We start from the raw sequence: 18,085 nt of genomic DNA, 5'->3' as shown, positions 1-18,085 counted from the left end.
CTGCGCTGCATGCATCGCTACAACAGGCTGTCTGTCGGCGCTTGGCCGGTAATGCCATGGGCTATCCATTCTGACAGCGCGGCAATGGTGGCGGCAGGGTTGGCACCCAGTGCGGTAGGCATGATGGCGCCATCGGCAACATACAGTCCCTGGTAGCCGAACACCTGGCCCCGATCGGCCTCGGCAGCGCTGACCACGCCTGCCTCGGGGCTATCGGCCAGGGTACAGCCCCCCAGCGGGTGGACGGTAACATTGTTGCGCATGGGGCGCAGCCAGGTGGGCAGGGGCAGGAACACCTCTCCGCCGATAAAGCGATTGAAGCGCGCCCCCAAGGCCAGGATGGCGTCGTATAGCGGCTGGCTGGTCTTTTGCGGCCAGTCCAGGTCCAGGTAGCCTGCCGGGTTCAGCGAGAAACGGCCGTCGGCCTGATCCTGCCCCATGCACAGCAACACGGCGCTGTACTGGGTGATATCGTGCTGTAGCAGGCGATTGAGCAGAAAGCCGACCTGCTGGTTCTTGCGGCCCGGGTAGAACGAGCTGATGGCTGACCATGCTACCTGCAGCAAGGCCTTGAACTTGTCCCAGGGGTGCAGTACCGGCTGCAGGGCTGCCATGGCCCAGGCAGCATGGGTGGGGACGCTGGCGTCTTCCAGCAGAAAGGCGCGCTGCGGGTCGTATTGCTCGAACAGATGGTGGTCTGTGTACTGGGTGATGACCGGGCCGTAGGTGGAGTTCACCGGTACTTTGCTGTCGAGGGCGAAGGAGAGGAAATCACCGTTGCCGGAAAAACGGTAGCCCAGCCGCTGGCTGATGGCGGGCAGGCTGCGATGGATGTCGCGGCAGCGCAGCAGCAGTTCGTTGCTGCCCAAGGTGCCCGCCGAGACGACGACCCGCCGACTGGTCACGGCGGTCACGGTATCGTGCTCGAAGTCGTCGAAATACACACGGTAGCCATGCTCGCCCCTGGCGTTGGCATCGTCCTCGCCCTGGGCATTGAGCGGCACGATGCGCTGGGCCTGGGCCTGGGTCTGTACCCTGGCGCCATGTACGGTACGCGCCACGTGCAGGTAATTGAGGTCGGTGGTGTTCTTGGCATGCACATTGCAGCCTATATCGCACTCGCCGCAGTAGGTGCAGGAGGTCTGTACGGCGCCGTAACGGTTGGGCTCCTGCAGGCCGATCTGGGTGGGCTGGGCTTGCTTGCCATAGCTGTAGCCATTGCCGAAATACACGGCAATATCGGCCAGCTTGCTGCTGAGCTTCTGCTCGGCGGCAAAGCGCTGAAACTGGTGGGTGCGCAGGATAAAGCGGCGGTCGGACTCATCCTGATGGGGAGGGATGGTACGGGCGCCCAGGACGGACTGGGCCACATCGTAATAGGGGGCCAGGGTGGCGAGCTTGAGCTGGCTGGGCCAGTGCTGGTTGAAGGTGTGCTCGGGCGGGCGCAGGAACACATTGGCGTAGATCAGCGAACCGCCGCCCAGGCCGGCGCAGGTAACGGTGTCCATATGCGCGAAGCTGCGCACATCGAACATGCCTAGCAGCTTGCCCTTGGCCACCTTCTGCTTGCGTACATGGTGGGGGCGATTGCCGGCGGCATCATCAGGACACCAGAAATTATTCGCCAGATCCGCCGGGCTGCGCGGGAAACTGCCTTGTGGATAAGCCTTGCCGCGCTCCAACAGCAAGACCTGGCCGGGCCAGCGCTTGCTCAGTCGGGCGCACATCACCGCGCCGCCGAATCCACTGCCGATGATGATGGCTTCATATTCTGGAGCAAAGGACATGTTGCGGGCTCTCACTGGGTAACAAACTGTGCTGGAGTTTAGTTGAGCCTGGTCAACAAGCCAGCATTAGAAAAGGGTGCCTGATCTGCTAGGATGCAGTGTTTCCCTTGCTTGGCAGGGCGCCTACCTCGGCCTCGGTCTCCCACTGCGGCGATGCGCAGGGCCTATGTCGCCCCCCGGCCGTGTGGCGGTGAATGCGCAGGCACTGTTTGCGCCATACCGCCGGGGGATTACCCCTAGCCCGACGGCCTGGCACCACCAAAGAATATGTCCGTGCAATCCAGATACCACCGTCCCTTCTACCGCGTTCTGCATTGCCTGCTGGTGCTGTGCCTTTGCATGGCAGCAGCCATGGCGGCCGAATCGCCGACGTTGGTCCTGAGCCAGGACAATCCCGATGCGGTGCTGCTGACCAGCTATATCGAGGTGCTGGAAGATCCCTCGCGCAGCCTGTCGCTGATGGATGTGCAGCGGCCGGAATACGCTTCGCGTTTCGAGACGCGACCGACCAAGGGCGATGCGCTCAACTTCGGGCTGTCGGATTCCGCCTGGTGGTTGCGGTTGAAGCTGCGCAATACAGGCAAGCTGCCGGATGCGCGCCTGCTGGAGATAGCCTACGCCCATCACGAGAAGATCGAGTTCTTCCAGCCGCTGCCAGGGCAGGGGTACAGCATGCTGTTGAGCGGCAGCGGGCTGCGCTTTGCGGACAGGCCCTATGCCAACCGGTTCTATGTGTTGCCACTGACGGTGCCGGCAGGTGCGGAGCAGACTTACTATCTGAAGCTGGAGTCGGAAAGCTCCATGGATATCCCGGTCCGGCTATGGCGTAGCGCTGCCTTTGCCGAGCATGAGCGCCGCGATTACATGGGGCAGGCCTGGTATTTTGGCATGGTGATGGCCATGGGGCTGTTCAACCTGCTGCTGTTCGTGGCATTGCGTGACCAGTCCTATCTGCTGTACGTCTGCTTTATCACCAGCGCGGCGATGTCGCTGGCCTGCTACAACGGCGTGGCCTACGAGTTCCTGTGGCCCGATTCCCCCGCCTGGTCCAAGGTATCGACCATGATAGGGTTCGCCACCACCTGCATCATGTTGCTCCTGTTCATGCGGCGCCTGCTGGAAACCGCCAGGAACGTGCCTGTACTCGATAAGGTGCTGCTGGGCGTGGTGGGCCTGCATCTGTTGCAGATCATCGGTTTTCTGTATTCCTTCCGCACTACCATCATGCCCGCCATTGCCCTGGATTCGGCGACCATGTTGCTGGTGCTGGCGGTGGGCATCGTGTGTCTGATCCGGCGGCAACGCAGTGCGGCTTATTTTGTAGTGGCCTTCAGCGTGCTGCTGCTGGCGGCCACCATGACGGGCCTGCGCAGCTTTGGCCTGCTGCCCACCAATTTCATCACCGTCAACGGCATGCAGTTTGGCTCTGCCTTGGAGATGCTGCTGCTGGCCTTTGCCCTGGCAGACCGCTTCAACTCCATCCGGCTGGAAAAGGAGAAGGCGCAGGCCGAAGCGCTGGCGGTCAACCAGGAGCTGGTAGAGACGCTGCAATCCTCTGAGCGGGTGTTGGAAGAGCGGGTGGAGCAGCGCACGCACGAACTGATGGAAGCCAATGACCGCCTGCTGGAACAGGAAGGCGCACTGCGCCGTGCCATGCTGGTGGCAGAGAATGCGTCCAAGCTCAAGAGCGAGTTCCTGGCCAATATGAGCCACGAGATACGTACGCCGATGAATGCCGTCATCGGCATGGCCTATCTGGCGCTCAAGACTGAGCTGACGGCCAAGCAGCATGACTATGTGAGCAAGATACACAAGGCGGGCGTGTCGCTGCTGACGGTGCTGAACGACGTGCTGGATTTCACCAAGATCGAGGCCGGCAAGCTGGAGATGGAGAACGTGGAATTCTCACTGGACGAAGTGCTGTCCAATGTCGCCACCGTTACCGGCCAGAAGGCGCAGGATAAATCGCTGGAGTACCTGTTCCAGGTACCGCCCAATATTCCGCGCCACCTGATGGGCGACCCGCTGCGGCTGGGACAGGTACTGATCAACCTGGCCAACAATGCCATCAAGTTTACCGAGCGGGGCGAAATACACCTGAGCTGCCGGCTGATCTCTCACCATGCGGGCGGCGTGACGCTGGAATTTGCCGTGCGCGATTCGGGTATAGGCATGACGCCACAGCAGGCAGCCCAGCTGTTTCAGCCCTTTACCCAGGCCGATGGCTCGACCACCCGCAAATATGGCGGCACGGGCCTGGGGCTGACCATCTGCAAGCGGTTGGTGAACATGATGGGGGGCGAGATACGCTTGGAGAGTGAGGTGGGCATAGGCTCCACCTTCCGTTTTACCGCCAACTTCGGCATCGCCCGCGACACCAGGCCGGCGCCGTCCGTCCGGCCTGTGGCGCTGCAAGGCTTGCGCGCGCTGGTGGCAGACGACAATCCGGTGGCATGCGAGATACTGGCCGATGCCTTGCTCAATCTCTCGATAGGTGCCGATACGGCCCGTGACGGTGCGGAAGCCTTGCTGGCCATCCATGATGCCGATGCGGATGAACCCTATGACGTGGTGTTCTGCGACTGGAAGATGCCGAGGCTGGACGGGATAGAGGTGGCGGAGGCCTTGAACCGGGCCCAGCTACGCCATCCGCCGAAGTTTGTCTTGGTGACGGCGTTCGGCCGCGAGGAAGTTCGCCAGCACGCCGAGGCCGCAGCGGTGGATGGCTTCCTGCTCAAACCCATCAATCTATCCAGCCTGGTGGACACCCTGATGCCGTTGTTTGATTCGGCGGATCAGCGTAATTTCAAGCCGGCAGCGGCCGACGGCCTGCCACGCTGGCCCGGCTTCAAGGTGTTGCTGGCTGAAGATAACGAGATCAACCAGCAGATTGCAGTGGAGTTGCTGCAGACCGAAGGCTTTGTGGTGGATATCGCCGGCACTGGCCGCGAGGCGCTGACGCTATTGCATGCGCACCCGGCCGACTACTACAGCCTGGTCTTGATGGACGTGCAGATGCCGGAGATGGATGGCCATGAGGCCACCATCAAGATACGCCAGGACGCCCGCTTCAATCGCCTGCCTGTATTGGCGATGACGGCCCATGCCCTGGTGGAGGAGCGGGAGCGCTGCTTGCGGGAGGGCATGCAGGACTGCATCACCAAGCCGGTCGACCCGGACATGATGTTCCGTACCATCGCCCAGTGGCTGACCCCAGGCGTTGCAGTGCCTGCACAGAGCCTGGCCAGCAACGCAGCTGCAGCCGATACCGCAGCGCCCGAGGGGGAGGAAGTGGTGCAGCTGATGGGCTTTGACACCGCCAGCGCATTGGCGCGCATGGGAGGCAGGGTGGAGTTCTATCACCGCATGCTGGCCAAGCTACCCTCTGCCCTGAAGCATACGGTGGCCGACCTGGAAGCCGCCTTGCGGGCCGGTGACCGGGCGACGGCAGAGCGCCTGGCACATACCACGCTGGGCGTGGCCGGCAATATCGGCGCGGTGGAGCTGGCCGAGTTGGCAGCCCAGATGGAATCGGCATTGCGCAAGGGCGCCGAGACGCCTACCTTGCTGCTGGCGTTTGAAGCCGCCATTGATAGCGCTTTGGCGCAGGTGGAGCAGCATTTTCCGGCGGCCTAACGGCGCTGACAACACACTGGGGGCGCAGTTTACACGCTTGCTGCCCCCTGCTATGACTGCCGCGCCCGGCCAGAATCACCAAGCCCTCATGCCTTGCAGCCGGTCTGCCTGAGCAGGCTGCCGGCCGCATAGATCGGTTGTATCAGGCGCGCAGCGACTCCAGTTGCAGGGTCACCTTCAGTTGCAGATCACGAATCTCCTGACGGAGTTCCTCGGCTTCGCTGCAGCAGGGGTTGAGGATGCTGAGCTGTACCCGCATGGCACTGAGCCTGTTCATCATCTCGACTTCTGGCGGGACATAGCCGGCGCTTTTCAGCATCTTGTAACCCATACGGAGATCCTCCGGCGTGGCGTCAAAGCCATCGTCGTTGGCTAGGGGCTTACCCCAGCTCGGCGCCTGGCGCAGCTCGCCGTTCTGCTCGTTTGAACGTATATAGGCGGCAATTTCATCATCGAACGTCTTGAGTTTCTTACTCACTGTATTGCTCCTCCATGATTGATCCTATTGTTGCCACTGTGTGGGTTGCAGGCCAGAGCGTGGGTAAATACTCTAGCGCCGGGCGCTTGGTGTGGCGTGCATCAGGCGGCGCAGTGCCTGATGTCGTGTTGCTTGTTTTACCCCGATTGTATCGATGACTAGGCTGGCTGCGTACTGGCGAGACCAGGCCACTGCTGGTGGTAGGGGGGCAGGATGTTGAGTCGAAGTGCTTTGCTGACACTACAAGCGCTACGCCACCTTGAAATAGTTGACCTGCGCCGTCTCTGGGTATCACACTGTACGCACCTTTCATTCACCACAGGAGCACAGCGCCATGAAGACATTTGACCTTGCCCTCCTGTCGGCCACTGCCTGAGCCTAGCCTCACCCCTGTTTTGCCTGCCTGCCGGCATGTACTGAATCGCCGGTTGGTCTGCGTTCCAAATCGTTTGTAAGCCAGGTGCGTTGGCGCCCGCGTGTTGCGTGGCCGACTTCCGCTCTTCTTTGTGCTGCTGGTCTATAGGCCGGCAGCGTCGCGCGCGGCTGCGCGCAACAAGACCTGGAATACAACGACATCATGATCGAATTCGATTTCGAAACCCTGCGTCAGATCGGCCTTACCCCGCAACTCGCCAGCCAGCTGGCATTCCTGCCCCCGGCCGCGCCGGGTAGTTGTTTGATGCGCATTACCGAAGTACAACGCGACCTGCTGCAGGTGCATGACGGTGTGGCAGAGCACACGGCCCGTGCCTTGCCCGCCCTGGTCAATCTGCTGCAGGAGCAGGGCACGGGCCTGGCAGTGGGTGATTGGGTGGTGGTGGCGCCGCATGCTCACGGCGAGTGGTGGATAGCCCAGCAGTTGCCGCCCTTTACCCACCTGGCCCGACGTGCCAACGATGGCAGGCGGCAACCGTTGGCCAGCAATATCGATACTGCCCTGTTGGTCATGGGCCTGGATCACGACTACAACCTGCGGCGCATGGAGCGCTATCTGGCGCTGGTGCAGGCCAGTGGCGTGATGGGTGTGGTGGTGCTGACCAAGGCGGATATCGGCGATGCCGTAGAGGCACGCATGGCCGAGGTGCACCAGCGGCTACCACGTAGTATCCCGGCCTATGCCGTCAATGCCCTTGCACCCGAGACGCTGGATGAGCTGGCACCGTGGCTGGCGCCGGGGCAGACGCTGGTGCTGCTGGGTTCCTCGGGTGCGGGCAAGTCCACCTTGACCAATACCCTGAGCGGCAGCGCAAGCCAGATGACGGGTGATGTGCGGCGGGGGGATGGCCGAGGCCGCCATACCACCACGGCACGCTCGCTGCATCTATGCCCATCGGGTGTCTGCATAATCGATACCCCCGGTTTGCGCACCTGGCGGCCTGATGCCGATGAGGAGAGCCTGGCGGCAACCTTCGAAGATATCGAGGCGCTGGCGGGGCATTGCTATTTCCGTGATTGCCAGCACGAGGATGAGCCTGGGTGTGCGGTGCGTGGGGTGGTGCCCGATGACCGGCTGCTGAATTACCACAAGCTATTGCGCGAGGTGCGCCGCAGCCAGCAGACGCCATTGGAGCGCAAGGCCCTGCAGGCCAAGTGGAAGGTGATAGGCAAGGCAGGCAAGGCGCGCTCCAATGAGAAGCGGAGGTTTTGAGATGGCAGACCAGCAGAATACGGCGCTGGATTTACGGGTGATGCGCGCCACGCCATCTGATCGACTGCCGCTCCAGCACATGCTGGAGCTGTACCAGCACGATCTGTCCGACTACTGGGACATGGAGCTGGACGAGCATGGCCTGTATGGCTACAGGCTGGATGCCTATTGGTTGAACGCCAATTATCACCCCTTTGTGTTCAGGGTGGGTGGGCGCTATGCCGGCTTTGCCCTGGTGAACGACATGGTCTGCCGGCCGGATAGCCACTACTGGATGGCGCAGTACTTTGTGCTGCGCCGCTATCGCGGCAGGGGTGTGGCGCAGCGTGCGGCACTGCAGATTTTTGATACCTTGCCAGGGCGGTGGGAGGTGGCGCAGGTGCCGCGCAATCTGCCGGCGCAGGCCTTTTGGCCCAAAGTCATTGCCGGCTATACGGGCAATGACTTTGAAGTGGCACGGTGGCAGGATGGCCCTTGGGAAGGGCCGATGCAGTGCTTTGATAACCGTGGCCGCGCCAGTTACCCGCTGGCTTTGGACTGACTGCCAGACGTCGCTCAGTCTGCGGTCTGTGCATGGCTGCCGGCGCCGTCCTCCGTTGCTTGATTGGCCGTGGCCACCCGGTTGCGACCTGCATGTTTGGCATCGTAGAGCGCGGCGTCGGCGGCGTGCAGCACATCGTCGAGGTGGTGGCCATGTTCGGGGAACACGGCTATGCCGATGGAGACGGTCAGCGCCAGTTGTTTGTCACGGTAGGGTACCCGCAGTTGCTCAACCTGCTGGCGCAGTTGTTCGGCACGCTGGCGGGTGGCGTTCAGGGTGGCACCGGACAGCAGAATGGTGAACTCCTCGCCGCCGTAGCGGCAGGCAATGTCACCGGCCCGCAAGCTGCCCTTCAGCAGGCTGGCAAAGGCGCGTAATACCTCGTCGCCCACTTCGTGGCCATAGGTGTCGTTGATCATCTTGAAATGATCCAGGTCCAGCATCATCAAGCCGACCGTGCGATTGTTGCGGCGTGAGCGGCGCTCGGATTCTTCTAGCGCACCATCCAGGTAGCGGCGGTTATACAGGCCGGTCAGGGGATCGTGGGTGGCTTCGTTGAATAGTGCTTCGCGGGTCTTCAGGCTCACCAGGGCCAGGGCCGCGCGCTTGGCCACCCCATCCAGAAATGCCGGATCATGCAGGCCACGTGGGTGGCGCAGGTGCAGTAGGCCCAAGGTCTCGCCATTGCCTATCAGGGGCACGCACACATGGTCGCTGTGGTCGCTGACGTGCTGGCAGTGCAGATTCTGCTGCAAGGGGTCGGCAGGATGGATCTGGCCGCGCCGCAGTGCCCAGCAACTGCCGGGTGGGAAGGATTTCTCTACCTCAGGCATATTGCCCCAGCTGCTTTCCTCGGTGACCAGCCCGGCCTCCTCATCCATCAGGTAGATGGCGCCGGTGGCGGCTTCCAGATAGCCGGCCGAGAAGTTGCTGAGTACCAGCGCCAGCTCGTTCACCGAGACACAGCTTTGCATCAGATCGCCCATCTTGTTCAGCTGCTCTATCTCGGTGGAGCGGGCGGCTTGCTGCCGCAAGGATTCCTCCAGCTTGCGATTGACTACCTGCAGCTCGGTCTGCATGCGCTGGCGATCAGCCACCTCGCCTTGCAGCCGGGTATTGGTCTCGGCCAGTTGGGCCGTACGCTCCGCCACCATGGCTTCCAGATTGTCCGACAACTGCCGCAGACGTTCTTCGCTGGTCTTGAGCTCCAGCTCTTTGTCCCTGCGGGCTGCAATCTCTTCCGATAGCTTGAGATTGGCTTCGGTCAACTGCCTGGGGCTGGGCAGGGCGAGTACCCGGGGGATCATGCGCCACAGGGCGTAGGCGGTAAACAGCGAGATGATGGCGGTAAATACCCTGGCCCAGGCATCTATCCAGTAGATGGGGTACCAGATGCTGATGAGATCAAGGAAGTGGGTAGTGCCGCAAGCCAGGATGAAGGCGGCAAACAGCAGCATGACTTGATTGAAGTGCAGGTCGGCGCGCTTGCGGGCAATGGTGATCAGCGCCAGCGGTATGCTGAAGTAGGCGATGCCAATGGCTGCATCGGAGAGCACCATGGTCCACAGCAAGCCGGGCGACCAGGCAAAGCAGTAGCCATGGGGGATGAAACCCTGGCCTATGAGCAGTTGGGTCAGATTGTCCAGCATAGGCACCTCCGCCATCCCGGATAGTTTCGCTGGTGCGAGCGGTGGAATGGCTATTATTAGTATTCTATGATTTTTTAACTAACGTGGAGTTCCAACATTGTGATGGTGAATGACGTACAGAATGAGCCTAGCTGGCCTATGCCTGTGAGGCCAGCCCTTATTTCTGAGGTGCGCCTGTGCCGTCGACTATCAAAGGGGCATGCAGGTCTCGGGCCTGCCAATCGGTGTGGGTGAGCGCCGTCAGCACATGATCACGCCAGATACCGTCTATCAGGAGGTAGTCGGGCGCGTAGCCTTCCTGCTTGAATCCCAGCTTGGCCAGTACCCGTGCACTGCGTTCGTTGTCGGGCAGATGGTTGGCGGCAACACGGTGCAGGTTGAAGGCCTCGAACAGCCAGTCCAGCGCTAGCCTGAGTGCCTGCACCATGCGGCCCTTACCCCATTCCGATTGCGCCAGCGAGTAGCCGAGCGTGGCGCCGTAATGCGGGTAGCCCGAGATATTGGTGAAATTGACGGTGCCGATGACAGTGCGGTTGTCGGCATCAAACACAAACAGGCAGGCACTACGCCCTTCTTCAAGCTGATTGCGGTGCATGGCCAATCGCATATGACAAGACTCCAGGGTATAGAAGTTGTCAGGCCGGCGTGGCTCAACCGGGCCAAAGGCCGTACGGTTTGCCTGGAAGAACGCCAGTATGGCGGGGGCGTCGCTGGCCTGGCCCTGGCGGACTACCAGGGTGCCATCGCGTAAGTCGGGGCTGGGTCTGTGCATGATGGGGCGGACCAGTACGGCTGGGTATAGGTTGACGATAGTGCAAAAGACAACGCCCGGCAGGGCCGGGCGTCGCGACAGCAGGGAAACCGCGAAGCGATTACCGCTTCATGTTCAGGCTGCTGTCCTGGCTGGCAAACCAGGCCGACAGATTGTCGATATCGGCCTTGGTCAAGGTCTTGACCATGCCGGCCATGATGGCGTTGTTGCGCACGCCGCTCTGATATTGCTTGAGCGAATGCTTCAGGTAGTCGGCATGCTGGCCGGCCAGTACCGGGTACTGCGGATTGGTGCTCTTGCCATCCACATTGTGGCAGGCAGCGCAGAGCTGCTCGGACTTGGTACGGCCTGCGGCCAGGTCGGCGGCGTGTGCAGACAGTGCCAGGCCCGCCAGGGCGGCCACGGTATAGCGTAGTGCGTTCATCGGGCTCCCCTTATTTCTTCTGCGCAGCATAGTAGGCGGCGAGGTCGGCAATATCCTGTTCGGACAACTGCACGGCAATGCCATTCATGGTGGGATGCTTGCGGGCACCCGTCTTGTAGCCTTGCAGTGCCGCCGCGAGGTATTCGGCATGCTGGCCACCTATCTTGGGCACATGATAGACATCCGGGAAGGCGGTCTTGTAGCCAGGAATGCCGTGGCAGCCTATGCACATCGAGTTCTTTTTGGCGCCGTTGGCCGCATTGCCGGCGGCATGCGAGGCCAGCGGCAAGGCCAGCAGGCCCAGTAGCAGCCAGGTTGCGTTGTACTTCATGTCACCTCCCATATTGGTATCTTGCTTCGACGGGGGAGTCGTCGAAATCCGCAGCATTGTAACGACGGGGCGGCTACCCTGCCAGTCAAGCCCGCTGCTTTATTAGGCAAGGGTGTCTGGGCGTGGTTTTTCCGCCCGCGCCGAGGTGGTTAGGGCAGGCATGGCCAGCCTTGCGGATAGCCCATGATGGCTAAACCGACCATTGATGTGCGACGACCAAGGAACGGCGTTATGATGCAGACATCCTCCTGTCCGATACATGTGTACATGCCATGCAAGTAGATCAAACCCTGGGGCTCAACATCAGTGCGGTTGAGCGAGAGACTGGCCTGTCCAAGGAGCTCTTGCGCATCTGGGAGCGCCGCTATGGCTTTCCGCTGCCTGGGCGCGATGCACAGGGGGATCGCGTGTACCCGCCCGAACAGGTGGAGAAGCTCAGGCTGGTCAGGCGCCTGCTGGATAGAGGCCTGCGGCCCAGCAAGATAGTCCGGGGCGAGGTGGCCGAGCTGGCGCAACTACTGGAGCGCATGGGCAGCGGTGGCCGCCACGGCGAAACCGGCGCTGACATCGACCCCCTGATCGAATGCCTGGCACGCCGCGACCTAGCTGAGTTGCAGCGCTACCTGCAGGGCGAGCTGGTGGTGCGCGGCCTGCGCGACTTTGTGGCCGAGTTCATGCCGCAGGCCAACAACCGTATCGGCGAGGCCTGGTTCTCCGGCGAGATCAGTGCCTGGCAGGAACATAGTTATGTAGAACAGATTTCGCAGACGGTGCGCATGGCGGTCAATGGCATCAATCAGCCCCTGGCTGCGCCACGCGTGCTACTGACTACGCCATCGGGCGAGCAGCATGGGCTGGGGCTGCTGATGGTGGAGGCTATGCTGCGCATGCAGGGCTGCCAGACCTGGTCGCTGGGCACATCGTTGCCGCTAGACGATATGGTGGAAGCCAGTTGCGAGCTGGGCTGCGATATCCTGGCCTTGTCGCTGTCGTCGACCTTTCCCGTGCGCGAGGCCGGCGAACTGGTGGCCGTGCTGCGGCAGCGTTTACCGTCGGCGGTATCGCTGTGGCTGGGTGGCGCGGGTGTCGGCGGCTTGAAACGCCTGCCGCCCAATGTGCTGCGGCTGGAACGATTGATCGATATCGCGCCTGCCGTAGGGCAATGGCGGGCAGAGCACTAAGGCTGCCTGGGGCAGCCTGCGGTGTCAGGCTGTGCTGACGGCTAGCGCCAGGGACTCCCTGGCGCCTGTTCAGGCATCACACCCATCAGTACCCTCAACCCATGATAGGCGCGACAACGAGCGCCAGCGAGGCTCCCCCCACGCACCGTGCAACGTGGACTTCCGGCGCGGCGGCGCGGGCGGGGGGAATGGATTCAAACAGGGGGAGAGCCTACGGGTTCAGGCTGCGCAGGCGTTAAGCGCCAGGGTTACCCTGGCGCCTGCTCAGGCGTCACACCTATCAGTACCCTCAACCCATGATAGGCGCGACAACGAGCGCCAGCGAGGCTCCCGCGCGGCGGCGCGGGCGGGGGAGTGGATTCAAACAGGGGGAGAGCCTACGGGTTCAGGCTGCGCAGGCGTTAAGCGCCAGGGCCTCCCTGGCGCCTGCTCAGGCGTCACACCCATCAGTACCCTCAACCCATGATAGGCTCTCAGTCGTCGCGCTGCTCCTGCCGGTCGGGCAGGGCTACCGCCACGGCTCGTACACTGCTGTGGGCTTTTTTCCAGCGTGGGGCGATCAGGCGCATGCCGCGTACCCGTTTGACGGCTTCCAGGCAGTAGATGCCACCCGCTACCGGCCACCAGCGTTGGCCGGCATATTCCATAAATGCAAAGCGGTTGCGCCAGCCGCACTGGGCCAAGGGCGGCAGATAGCAATGGACCTTGCTGGCCCCGGCTTCGAAGTTCAGCAGGGCCATCCAGTCCTTGATGCGTGGCAGGCTCAGGAAGTGTCCCTGCCAGGGCATGCCCTGGCCGCGCTTGCCACGGCGGGCCATGCCCCATAGGCTCCAGGGATTGAAGCCAGTCAGCATCAGGCGGCCTTCTGGCACCAGCACCCGTTCGGCCTCGCGCAGCACGGCGCGAGGGTCGGTGTGGAAGTCCAGTGTGTGGGGCAGCACCAGCAGGTCTATGCTGGCGGTCGAAAAGGGGAGTTGCGCCGGGTCGCAGTTGAGCGCGCAGTGCCGAGAGAGGCCGGCCGTCAGCCGCGTCGGCATACGGTTGCTGCGCAGCAGATCCAGCCCTGGTAGTTCCAGCTGCACCGCGTAGTAGCCGAATACGTCGGCGACTGCGCTGTCGAAGAAACGCTGCTCGTGTTCCAGCACGCACTGTCCCAGCGGGCTATGTAGCCAGTGGGCGAACTGCTCAGGTAGCACGGTATTGAAGGAGTCTTGCATGTCGACCATCCTGCCTGTTCCCATACTCCAGGACAACTATGTCTGGTTGATGCACCAAGCCGGCCATGCCTTGGTCGTGGACCCAGGGGTGGCCGCGCCGGTGGTGGCTCAGCTTGAGACACTGGGTTTGCATCTGAGTGCCATATTGGTGACCCACCATCATGCTGACCATACTGGCGGCCTGGCTGAGCTGGTGGCCCGCTATGGCTGCCCGGTCTATGGCCCGCCCAGCATTGCTGGTATCAGCCACGGTGTGGGTGATGGCGGCAAGGTGAGCGTGCCCGGCATGGGCGTGAGTTTTGCCGTCATGGCGGTACCCGGTCATACGCTTGATCATATTGCCTACCATGGCGAGGGCGTGGTGTTTTGCGGGGATACCCTGTTTGCCTGCGGCTGTGGCCGGCTGTTTGAAGGCACGGCCACCCAGATGCAGGCCTCGCTGGCGCGGCTGGCAGCCTTGCCGGACGAGACGCTGGTGTGCTGTACCCATGAATATACGCTTTCCAACCAGCAGTTTGCGCTGGCTGTAGAGCCCGATAACCCGGCATTGCAGCAGCGCCACCAGGCAGACCGCTTGCGGCGAGCGCAGCAACTGCCTACCTTGCCTTCCAGCATCGGCCTGGAGCGAGCGACCAACCCCTTCTTGCGCTGGGCGGAACCGGCCATCCAGGCGGCAGCGGCCAGCCAGGGCGCCATAGACAACGGCCCGGTGGCCGTGTTCGCCACCCTAAGGGAGTGGAAGAATGTATTTCGCGGTTGAACTGACGAACGGCAAGATGGACTAATACCCGTTCCACCACCAAGGTCATTCCGGGGTGTGATGGTGCTTTGTGTTGATTCATAAGGAAATTTCAGGTTGACGCACTACCGCCATGCTCCTACCATCGCGGCAGTTTTCATTTACTTGGCATGTCCCATCAAAGCATGGGATGCACGAAACACTCGCTGCGTCCCTTCGGCCGGCGGACCTTCAACAGGTGCGGCCCCTTTGTTCGCGACGTGCCTTTTTCATTTGAGCCTATGACCCATATCCATTTCCGACTCGCTCCTCTGTTTGCCCTGGTGGCCGCCCTGTTTGCGCCCCTTGCCCATGCAGGCGATGCCATCGCGGAACAGGCCACCATGACCGAGCCGGCACTGCTTGCCGCGCCGCTTGATGCAGCCGCCGCCGAAACCACCACCGAAACCCTGACGGATGCGGTGCTTGAATCCGCCACTGAAACAACGCCAGCGTTTGCCCCTATCACCCCTGAAAACCCCTTGATGACCTCGCCACCCGCCACCATGGGTGCCGATGCCGATCTATGGGCGCGGGTGCGGCAGGGCTTCAAGATGGGTGAGGTGGATACCCCGGCAGTGCGGGCGCAGGAACGCTTCTATGCCAGCCACCCGGAGTACATGAAGCGGGTGGTCGATCGTGGTCGCCGTTACCTCTACTTTATTGTCAGCGAGGTGGAGCGCCGTGGCATGCCCACCGAGATTGCGCTACTGCCTATCGTAGAGAGCGCCTTTGTGCCCAAGGCGCAATCGCATGCGCTAGCATCGGGCCTATGGCAGTTCATTCCGTCTACCGGGCAGCGCTATGGCCTGGAGCGTACCTGGTGGTACGACGGTCGGCAGGACGTCATGGCGGCCACCTATGCGGCGCTGGACTATCTGCAGGATCTCTACAACCTGTTCGGTGACTGGCAACTGGCCTTGGCAGCCTACAACTGGGGCGAGGGCGGCGTAGGCCGTGCGCTGGCCAAGACCCGCGCCCGTGGCCTGGAAGACGACTTCGACACCATCAAGAAGCCACGCGAGACCGAAAACTACGTGCCCAAGCTGCTGGCCGTGCGCAATATCATCGCCAACCCGGAAGCTTTCGGGGTGAAGATACCGTCGGTGCCGGACAAGCCGTACTTCCAGCCTGTCAGCACCGGCCGCCACATGGACCTGCAACTGGCCGCACAGCTGGCCGGTACCACGGTGGACGAACTGCTGCACCTGAATCCAGGCCTGATACGGCCGGTGTTTGCCCACAAGGAAGACCGCAAGCTGCTGTTGCCGGTCGACAAGGTGGAAAACTTCGAGCGCAATCTCAAGAGCTATGACAAGCCGCTGCTGTCATGGCAGCCCTATGTCACCAAGCGGGGCGAATCGCTGGATGGCATTGCCGACAAGTTCAATATCCAGCTGGCCGAGCTACGCGATGTGAACAAGCTGGGTAGCGCCCGTGCTGCCAATGGCCAGACCATACTGGTGCCCATACGCGGCAATATGGACGTGAGCGAGCGGCAGAACCTGGCTGCCTTGATTTCCGGTGCCATCAAGCCGGCTGACAAGGAAGACGACGCTGCCGAGGAAGCCCCGCTGCCCGCAGCGCGTGCCATGCCGGCGGTGCAGACCACACGGGTCGTGACACGCTACCGGGTACAGCGTGGCGATACGCTGTTTTCCATCGCCAAGCGCCACGGTATGACCGTGACCGATATCAAGGCGCTCAACGACCTCAAGTCCAATAGCGTGACCGTGGGCAAGATGCTGAACCTGGACGTGGAAAGCGGGCAGGAGCCGGAGGTAAGGTTGGCCAGCAGCAAGAAGCAGGCCGATAAATCCAGGAAGGCGCGTGATCGCCAGCATGTGGTGCGCAGTGGCGATACCCTGGACGAGATCGCACGCCGCTACGATGTCAGCGTGGCCGACCTCAAGCGCTGGAATCGGCCGGCGGCCAAGGGCGTGCTGCGCGTGGGTTACAAGCTGCAGATACGTAATGCCAGCTGATACCGCCGTATCGGGTAGGTGAGTGCCAAACAAACAGCCCCGCATCGCGGGGCTGTTTGTTTGTTCCCTTTGAACAGGCTCCTACAGGTCGGTGGCGGCCACAAAGCGGGCCAGCAGCTTTTCCAGCCCCAGTTTGTCGTCGGCGCTGAAACGGTGGGTTTCCGGGCTGTCGATATCAAAAACACCCACCAGTCGCCCGTCCTTGATGACGGGTAGCACGATCTCGGCGTTGGAAGCCGCATCACAGGCGATATGGCCGGGGAAGGCATGGACATCGTCGACCACGATGGTTTCCCGTTGCTGCGCGGCGGTGCCGCAGACACCGCGACCAAAGGGGATGCGTACGCAGGCTACCTTGCCCTGGAAAGGGCCCAGTACCAGTTCTTCGCCACGCGCAAGATAGAAGCCTGCCCAGTTGAGGGCATCCAGCGTCTGGTAGATAAAGGCGGAGAACTGCGCCGCATTGGCGATAAAGTCCCGCTCGCCCTCGAACAGGCTGGCCAACTGGCGGTCCAGCTCGTCGTAGTTGGGCGTGCGGCTCTGGTCGGCGGTGTGGAACATGGCGGTATCCTGATTGAGAGGCAGAAATGATAGCACTGCGGGGAACGTCTTGAGCCGGGTGGGGGTCAACAGGCCAGCATAACAAGTCTATAGGGGGAAGCATGCGGTACGGGCGTCGCGCCATGTGGGTGGGGATGGGCGTATCCATGGGACTGCACATCGTTCTATTCTGGGTCTGGCCCATCATGCAGCAGCAGCGACGTGCTGGCTTGGCCGACGAGCCACCTACGGTACGGCCCCGGCCTGCCATGCAATGGTTGTGGCTACCCACACCGCCGAGCAGCCGCGCCGAGCCTGAAGCCCGCGCTGCACCATCGCCCCGGCCAGCCAGTACCCGATCATCTCGTGTGGTGGCCCGTACGGTGACCGGTACGGGAACCCGTGCCGCCCCTGTGCCAGCAGTACCACCGACTACCGCCGTGACGCCGCCGCCAGTAACGGCACCCACGGCAATCACCGCTGACCCCTTTGCCGTGGCGCCGGATGAAAGCCTGACAGAACGCGCCTTGCGCAGTGCCGGCTCGACCGACCTGGCCCTGCGGCAAGAAGCCGATGCCGCCCGCCAGTTGCTGCCGGTCAAACCACTGCCGCACAATCTGATCAAGCTGCCACCTATCGTGCAAACCGCCATGGCCAAGCTGTTCGAACGCGAACTGGGTGAGCTGGTGGTGCTGAATGTGGTGACCACGCAGGAGGGGAGTAGTCGTGTGACCCGCGTCTATACCAATAAGGGTCTGTACTGCGTGAACGTGCCGCTGGTGCGTTCGGCGGCCTTTCGTGGCTCGCCGGTGGTGCCTATGGCAGGCGGCTGCGGGCCGTAGAAGGGGCCCCTGTTCGTGCTGAACCAAGCCAGTGGGGACGGCACGCGCCACCTCTGTCTGGTCTCGCACGGTAGAAATCGTCGATTGGGCTGCACTGGCGCGCGAGCGTGGCGACCCCGACGCGGACAGAGGCGGGGCTGTACGGGTGAACTGGGCGGTGCTTCCCAAACGGTTTGCGGTAGTGCTAGTATTTGCCGCGCTTATCCCTCACTCATCAACCTCACTGTAAAGGAGAAAAACACCATGCAACACACTGTTTCCCCCTTCTGCAGTGCC

General features: G+C 62.1%; 15 protein-coding genes. 7 read left to right on the top strand and 8 right to left on the bottom strand.

Annotated features, from left to right (window positions below):
• Positions 1-17: 17 nt before the first annotated feature.
• Positions 18-1,787, bottom strand: a complete 1,770-nt coding sequence (locus V7714_RS03705; protein ID WP_335388251.1) for a GMC family oxidoreductase N-terminal domain-containing protein — start codon at positions 1,785-1,787, stop codon at positions 18-20.
• Positions 1,788-2,060: 273 nt separating this feature from the next.
• Here V7714_RS03705 and V7714_RS03700 point away from each other — a divergent pair, with 273 nt between their 5' ends.
• Positions 2,061-5,423: a 7TM diverse intracellular signaling domain-containing protein gene (locus V7714_RS03700; RefSeq protein ID WP_335388249.1), complete on the top strand. Its 3,363-nt coding sequence runs from the start codon at positions 2,061-2,063 to the stop codon at positions 5,421-5,423.
• A 142-nt stretch (positions 5,424-5,565) separates the two neighbouring features.
• Here the strand turns inward: V7714_RS03700 and V7714_RS03695 are convergent, their stop codons facing one another.
• Positions 5,566-5,901, bottom strand: coding sequence for a DnaJ family domain-containing protein (locus V7714_RS03695; RefSeq protein WP_335388247.1), 336 nt, complete (start codon positions 5,899-5,901; stop codon positions 5,566-5,568).
• Between the two features lie 577 nt (positions 5,902-6,478).
• On the opposite strand from V7714_RS03695, the gene rsgA reads away from it, so the two are divergent.
• Both rsgA and V7714_RS03685 read left to right on the top strand, forming a co-directional pair.
• A complete protein-coding gene (gene rsgA / locus V7714_RS03690) occupies positions 6,479-7,549 on the top strand; it encodes a ribosome small subunit-dependent GTPase A (RefSeq protein ID WP_335388245.1) in 1,071 nt (356 codons plus the stop codon).
• 1 nt (position 7,550) lies between these two features.
• Positions 7,551-8,090, top strand: coding sequence for a GNAT family N-acetyltransferase (locus V7714_RS03685; protein WP_335388243.1), 540 nt, complete (start codon positions 7,551-7,553; stop codon positions 8,088-8,090).
• A 14-nt stretch (positions 8,091-8,104) separates the two neighbouring features.
• Here the strand turns inward: V7714_RS03685 and V7714_RS03680 are convergent, their stop codons facing one another.
• From V7714_RS03680 to V7714_RS03665, 4 genes are all read right to left on the bottom strand, one after another.
• Complete coding sequence (locus V7714_RS03680) at positions 8,105-9,739, bottom strand: diguanylate cyclase (RefSeq protein WP_335388241.1); 1,635 nt, start codon at positions 9,737-9,739, stop codon at positions 8,105-8,107.
• 157 nt (positions 9,740-9,896) lie between these two features.
• On the bottom strand, positions 9,897-10,511 hold the full coding sequence (locus V7714_RS03675) for a GNAT family N-acetyltransferase (protein WP_335388239.1): 615 nt from the start codon (positions 10,509-10,511) through the stop codon (positions 9,897-9,899).
• A gap of 100 nt (positions 10,512-10,611) precedes the next feature.
• On the bottom strand, positions 10,612-10,935 hold the full coding sequence (locus tag V7714_RS03670; RefSeq protein ID WP_335388237.1) for a c-type cytochrome: 324 nt from the start codon (positions 10,933-10,935) through the stop codon (positions 10,612-10,614).
• A gap of 10 nt (positions 10,936-10,945) precedes the next feature.
• Complete coding sequence (locus V7714_RS03665; RefSeq protein WP_284194786.1) at positions 10,946-11,266, bottom strand: c-type cytochrome; 321 nt, start codon at positions 11,264-11,266, stop codon at positions 10,946-10,948.
• 272 nt (positions 11,267-11,538) lie between these two features.
• Between V7714_RS03665 and V7714_RS03660 the strand changes: the two genes are divergently transcribed.
• On the top strand, positions 11,539-12,447 hold the full coding sequence (locus V7714_RS03660; RefSeq protein WP_335388234.1) for a MerR family transcriptional regulator: 909 nt from the start codon (positions 11,539-11,541) through the stop codon (positions 12,445-12,447).
• Positions 12,448-12,920: 473 nt separating this feature from the next.
• On the opposite strand, the gene V7714_RS03655 is transcribed toward V7714_RS03660, so the two are convergent.
• Positions 12,921-13,664 carry a class I SAM-dependent methyltransferase gene (locus tag V7714_RS03655; protein ID WP_335388232.1) on the bottom strand — a complete coding sequence of 248 codons (744 nt, stop codon included), beginning with the start codon at positions 13,662-13,664 and terminating at the stop codon, positions 12,921-12,923.
• On the opposite strand from V7714_RS03655, the gene gloB reads away from it, so the two are divergent.
• Complete coding sequence (gene gloB, locus V7714_RS03650) at positions 13,663-14,424, top strand: hydroxyacylglutathione hydrolase (RefSeq protein ID WP_335388229.1); 762 nt, start codon at positions 13,663-13,665, stop codon at positions 14,422-14,424. The two genes, V7714_RS03655 and gloB, sit on opposite strands and share 2 nt — an antisense overlap.
• Before the next feature lie 260 nt (positions 14,425-14,684).
• Complete coding sequence (locus V7714_RS03645) at positions 14,685-16,427, top strand: lytic transglycosylase (RefSeq protein WP_335388227.1); 1,743 nt, start codon at positions 14,685-14,687, stop codon at positions 16,425-16,427.
• Positions 16,428-16,508: 81 nt separating this feature from the next.
• Here V7714_RS03645 and V7714_RS03640 read toward each other — a convergent pair whose 3' ends face one another.
• Positions 16,509-16,988: a GAF domain-containing protein gene (locus V7714_RS03640; RefSeq protein WP_335388224.1), complete on the bottom strand. Its 480-nt coding sequence runs from the start codon at positions 16,986-16,988 to the stop codon at positions 16,509-16,511.
• 101 nt (positions 16,989-17,089) lie between these two features.
• Between V7714_RS03640 and V7714_RS03635 the strand changes: the two genes are divergently transcribed.
• The gene (locus V7714_RS03635) at positions 17,090-17,809 is read left to right on the top strand and encodes a hypothetical protein (protein ID WP_335388222.1); all 720 of its coding nucleotides are present in this window, start codon (positions 17,090-17,092) and stop codon (positions 17,807-17,809) included.
• Positions 17,810-18,085 lie beyond the last annotated feature (276 nt).

This window comes from Chitinimonas sp. JJ19 (genome assembly GCF_036961565.1).
Lineage (GTDB): Bacteria > Pseudomonadota > Gammaproteobacteria > Burkholderiales > Chitinimonadaceae > Chitinimonas.
This window is presented reverse-complemented; position numbering and strand designations above follow the sequence as displayed.